Annotated in this window: 7 protein-coding genes; 5 read left to right on the top strand and 2 right to left on the bottom strand. The window is 43.0% G+C overall.

Annotation, left to right across the window (positions count from 1 at the left end):
• The 4 genes from Q0546_RS10795 to Q0546_RS10780 form a co-directional block, all read left to right on the top strand.
• Nucleotides 1–390, top strand: a 390-nt coding sequence (locus Q0546_RS10795; protein WP_366519265.1) for an MFS transporter, incomplete at its 5' end; no start/stop codon positions are given.
• A gap of 166 nt (nt 391–556) precedes the next feature.
• Nucleotides 557–1,051 (top strand): heme utilization cystosolic carrier protein HutX, encoded by a 495-nt coding sequence (gene hutX / locus Q0546_RS10790; protein ID WP_298792930.1) that lies wholly within the window; start codon nt 557–559, stop codon nt 1,049–1,051.
• A 67-nt stretch (nt 1,052–1,118) separates the two neighbouring features.
• Nucleotides 1,119–1,418: a hypothetical protein gene (locus Q0546_RS10785; protein WP_298792929.1), complete on the top strand. Its 300-nt coding sequence runs from the start codon at nt 1,119–1,121 to the stop codon at nt 1,416–1,418.
• A 92-nt stretch (nt 1,419–1,510) separates the two neighbouring features.
• Entirely contained in the window at nt 1,511–2,806 is a 1,296-nt protein-coding gene (locus Q0546_RS10780) for an NAD(P)/FAD-dependent oxidoreductase (RefSeq protein WP_298792934.1), read from the top strand.
• A 60-nt stretch (nt 2,807–2,866) separates the two neighbouring features.
• On the opposite strand, the gene Q0546_RS10775 is transcribed toward Q0546_RS10780, so the two are convergent.
• Both Q0546_RS10775 and Q0546_RS10770 read right to left on the bottom strand, forming a co-directional pair.
• Nucleotides 2,867–3,280 (bottom strand): tetratricopeptide repeat protein, encoded by a 414-nt coding sequence (locus tag Q0546_RS10775; RefSeq protein WP_298792928.1) that lies wholly within the window; start codon nt 3,278–3,280, stop codon nt 2,867–2,869.
• Between the two features lie 48 nt (nt 3,281–3,328).
• A complete protein-coding gene (locus tag Q0546_RS10770) occupies nt 3,329–3,562 on the bottom strand; it encodes a tetratricopeptide repeat protein (RefSeq protein WP_298792927.1) in 234 nt (77 codons plus the stop codon).
• A gap of 137 nt (nt 3,563–3,699) precedes the next feature.
• On the opposite strand from Q0546_RS10770, the gene Q0546_RS10765 reads away from it, so the two are divergent.
• Nucleotides 3,700–3,784: hypothetical protein (locus Q0546_RS10765; protein ID WP_298792932.1), on the top strand; the 85-nt coding region annotated here is incomplete at its 3' end.

Raw genomic sequence — 3,784 nt, 5'->3', positions numbered from 1 at the left:
CTGCATGAGCCGATCCTACAATCCATGGCGTCCAAATTTAGCAAAGTAAGCCAAAAAGGCGCGGTTTTAGGCATCTTTAACGCCTTTGGCTACATGGGAAGCTTTATCGGCGGTATTGGCGGCGGTACTTTGCTTAAATTTTACGGTCTTAGCGCGCTTTCCGCCGTAGTGACGGTGCTTTGCGTCGTGTGGCTGATCGCGCTAAAATGGCTAGATAATCCAAATATCTTTAAAAACATCTATCTGCCGTCAAGCACGGACGCCGATCTAGCCGAGATCGAAAAGCAAAAAGGCGTCGTGGAGTGCTACAAAAACGCTCAAAATCTCATCGTAAAATACAACTCCGAGCTCACTAACGAGGCCGAGATAAAGCAAATTTTAGGCGTTTAGCGGACTTTTACGGACGGTAAATTTACCGAATCCACCCCTCGCAAAACGCCGAAACTTCAGCTCGCGCGCCGTTTAATAACGTAACGACGCCTGTCATGTAAATTTAGCCGATTTTTAGCTATTTTTAAATACTATTATCAAAATCTAATTTCAAAAAAGGACAAAAATGAGCGATCTAAAAAAACAAATCGACGAGCTTTTCGAGGATAAAAAGATGTCCGTTTACGATGCGGCCAAACAGCTAAACGTACGCGAATACGAAATCTTGCAATACCGTAGCGATGACGAATTTAAGGAAGTCGGCGCAGAAAATTTGATGAAAATTTTTGAAGAAATCAGCACTTGGGGCGAGATGCTTTTTATCAAAAATACGCCTGAGTTTATCATCGAGATCAAAGTGAGCGTGCCTATGCCTAAAAAAGCGAAGGGATTTTTAAATTTCACCGATAAAAGCGGCTTTTTGGGCGGTCACCTCAAAGAAGAATCAATCGCAAGCATCGGCTTTGTAAGCACTAAATTTATGGGATTTCTCGGGCACAGCCTGCACTTTTACGACGCGGATCACAACGTGATCTTTAAGCTTTTCGTAAATCGCAACGAAAAAATGAAACTAGACGAAGCGCAAGAGCAAAAATTTCTAGCGCTAAAAAATAGCTTTTGATTTTTAGCTCGGCGTGCGTAAATTTTAAACACGATTAACAAGCAATTAAATTTATCAAGGAATATTGATGAAAAGCAAAGGCAAGAGCTGGACGAGAGATGAAGAAATAATAGTTTTTTATCTATACCGTACTGAAACAAAAATATCCATAAATAACCCTAGAGTTCAAGAGATAGCAAGTCTTATGAATAGAACAGCAGATTCGGTTGTTATGAAAGTATCTAATTTTAAAAGTTTCGATAAAATAAATTCAGGACTAAGCAATGCAACCAAGCTAGATAAAGAAATTTGGGATGAATTTGGTGAAAATCTAATCGAGTTAACTAGCGAAAACAATAGAATATTGTCTCGAGGTATCACAAACTAGAGTTTTTAATTTTTTGTAGTCAAAAAATGGCTAAAATAGATTTAATTTATATTCAAGTAATATTATTATAAGAACCTTAAGGAACTAAAATAATTGCCAAGAAACAAGTCTATGATGTTTTGATAATCGGAGCCGGAGCGGCGGGGCTATTTTTGGCGGCGAATTTACGCGGTAAAAGCGTCGCCCTACTCGAAAAAAACGCAACCCCCGGCAAGAAAATCCTAGCTAGCGGCGGCGGCAGGTGTAACGTCACAAATCGCCGTATCGACGCGTCAAACTACTTAGGCGACGCAAATTTCGTCAAAAATATCCTAAAAAACCTCGATTTCAAAGATGTTTTAAAATTTTTCGGCGAGCTGAAATTTAACGAGCAAAAACAAAGCCAATTTTTCTGCGAAAGCGGCGCAAAAGACGTTTTGGGAGTGCTTTTAAAGCGCGCTAGACAAAGCGGCGCGCAAATATTTTGCGGCGTTTGCGTGAAAAGCGCTAGAAAAATTTTGACCGATGAAAACGGCCAAATTTTAGACGTTTCTCCCGCACAAAATTGTGATAAAAATTTGACAGATTTTGAGACGAAATTTGATCAAAACGAGCAAAATTTAAACGAAATTTTTGAAGTTATTGCCGAAAACGGAGATAAATTTTACGCTAAAAATCTCGTCGTAGCTAGCGGCGGCCTAAGCTACAAAAGCCTAGGCGCTAGCGACATCGGCTACGAAATAGCGCAAAGCTTCGGCATCAAAGTCATCCCTCCCGTGCCAGCGCTTGTCGGATTTACCGTGCAAAAAGACGAGTTTTGGTTTAAAAATTTAAGCGGAGTTTGCTTTCCCGCCGAGATTAGCGTAGTTTGCTCGAGCAAAAACGCTGCAAACCGCGAGCCAAAAATGCCACGTAAATTTGCAGGCGACATACTTTTCACTCACAAAGGCATAAGCGGTCCGGCCGTGCTAAACGCTTCGCTTTTTTGGCAAAAGGGCTTGATCGCGATAAATTTTTGCCCGAATTTTAGAATCGAAACCGCGCAAAAAAGCAAAAAACAGCTCAGTACCGTCCTGCCACTACCTAGGCGGTTTACGCTCGAGTTTCTGCATGCGGCGGGGCTTAGCGACAAACCTTACGGCGAGTACAAGGCGGATGAAATGGCGAAAATCTCGCAGCTGTTTGATTATAAATTTGCGCCTGCGGGCACGTTTGGCTTCGAGCGAGCCGAAGCCACAAAAGGCGGCGTAGACACGGACGCGCTAGACGTAAACTGCAGCTACAACGGCACTCGCGGGCTTTACTTTATCGGCGAAGTCTTAAACGTGACGGGGATGCTTGGCGGATACAATCTGCATTTTGCGTTTGCCTGCGCGGCAAATTTGGCAAAGCGGTTAAATGCAGAGTAACGACGACTTAGTCAAATTTGAGCCGTAAATTTGGCCCGCCTCAAGATCTAATCGCCAAATTTACAACTCTTTTATCTTTGTCTCCACCTCTGCTTTTAGGCTTTTTGCGTGTTTATCGTTGCTTTTTTCTAAAATTTTATTCACGACTTTAAGGGCTTTTTCGTAGTTTTGCAGCGCTCCTTTTTTATTGCCAAGTCCCGCCAGATCGCCAGCCATCAGCGCATAGTACTTCGCGCGTAGCAAATTTACGCCGTCTGCGCCAAAAACCTCTTCGCAAATCCTAAACGCAACGGCGTGTTTTACGTATGCGCCACCAAAATCACCCATTTTATAGAGCATATCGCCTAGCCCCGCGTAGCAGCTCATGAGATCCTTTTGCACATTCTCGCCGCCAAGCTCATAGTATCTGATCGCCGAGCCGAAATTCGCTATCGCCTCATCGTATCGCCCCAGCGCCGACTGCGCGCTAGCCACGCCGTGATAGGACTTTGCTAGCCCTTTGTGCTCTTTACCGAGCCCTTTTTATAAAATTTTTAGCGAGCGTTCGTAAGCTGCGAGCGCCTTTTGCGGCTCGTTTGCTAGCATAAAAAACGTGCCTGCGTTATTTAGCGCCATTATAGTGTTTTCGTGCTCTTCGCCGTACTGAGCCAGGCAAATTTGAGCGGCTTTTTCGCCGGCTATCGCCGTAGCTGCAGCATCGAGATCAGGCTTTATAAACTCATCTATACTACGCTGCATCGCCTCTTCGCAGCTCATCCCAAATAGCCAAATCGGAAGCAGAAAAATTAAAATTTTACGCATAAAATTTTTTTAAAATTTCGTGCTATTGTAACTACTAAAAGCAAATTTTATATAAGCTTTGGATAAAATCACTAAAATTTAAAGGAGCCAAAATGTCAAATATCTTAATCATAGGTGCGGGCGGCGTTAGCCAAGTCGCAACCGTAAAATGTGCGATGAACTCGGACGTTTTTACAA

Source organism: uncultured Campylobacter sp., from assembly GCF_937997465.1.
Lineage (GTDB): Bacteria > Campylobacterota > Campylobacteria > Campylobacterales > Campylobacteraceae > Campylobacter_A.
Note: the sequence above shows the minus strand (reverse complement) of the source record. Positions and strands in the feature narration are given on the sequence as shown.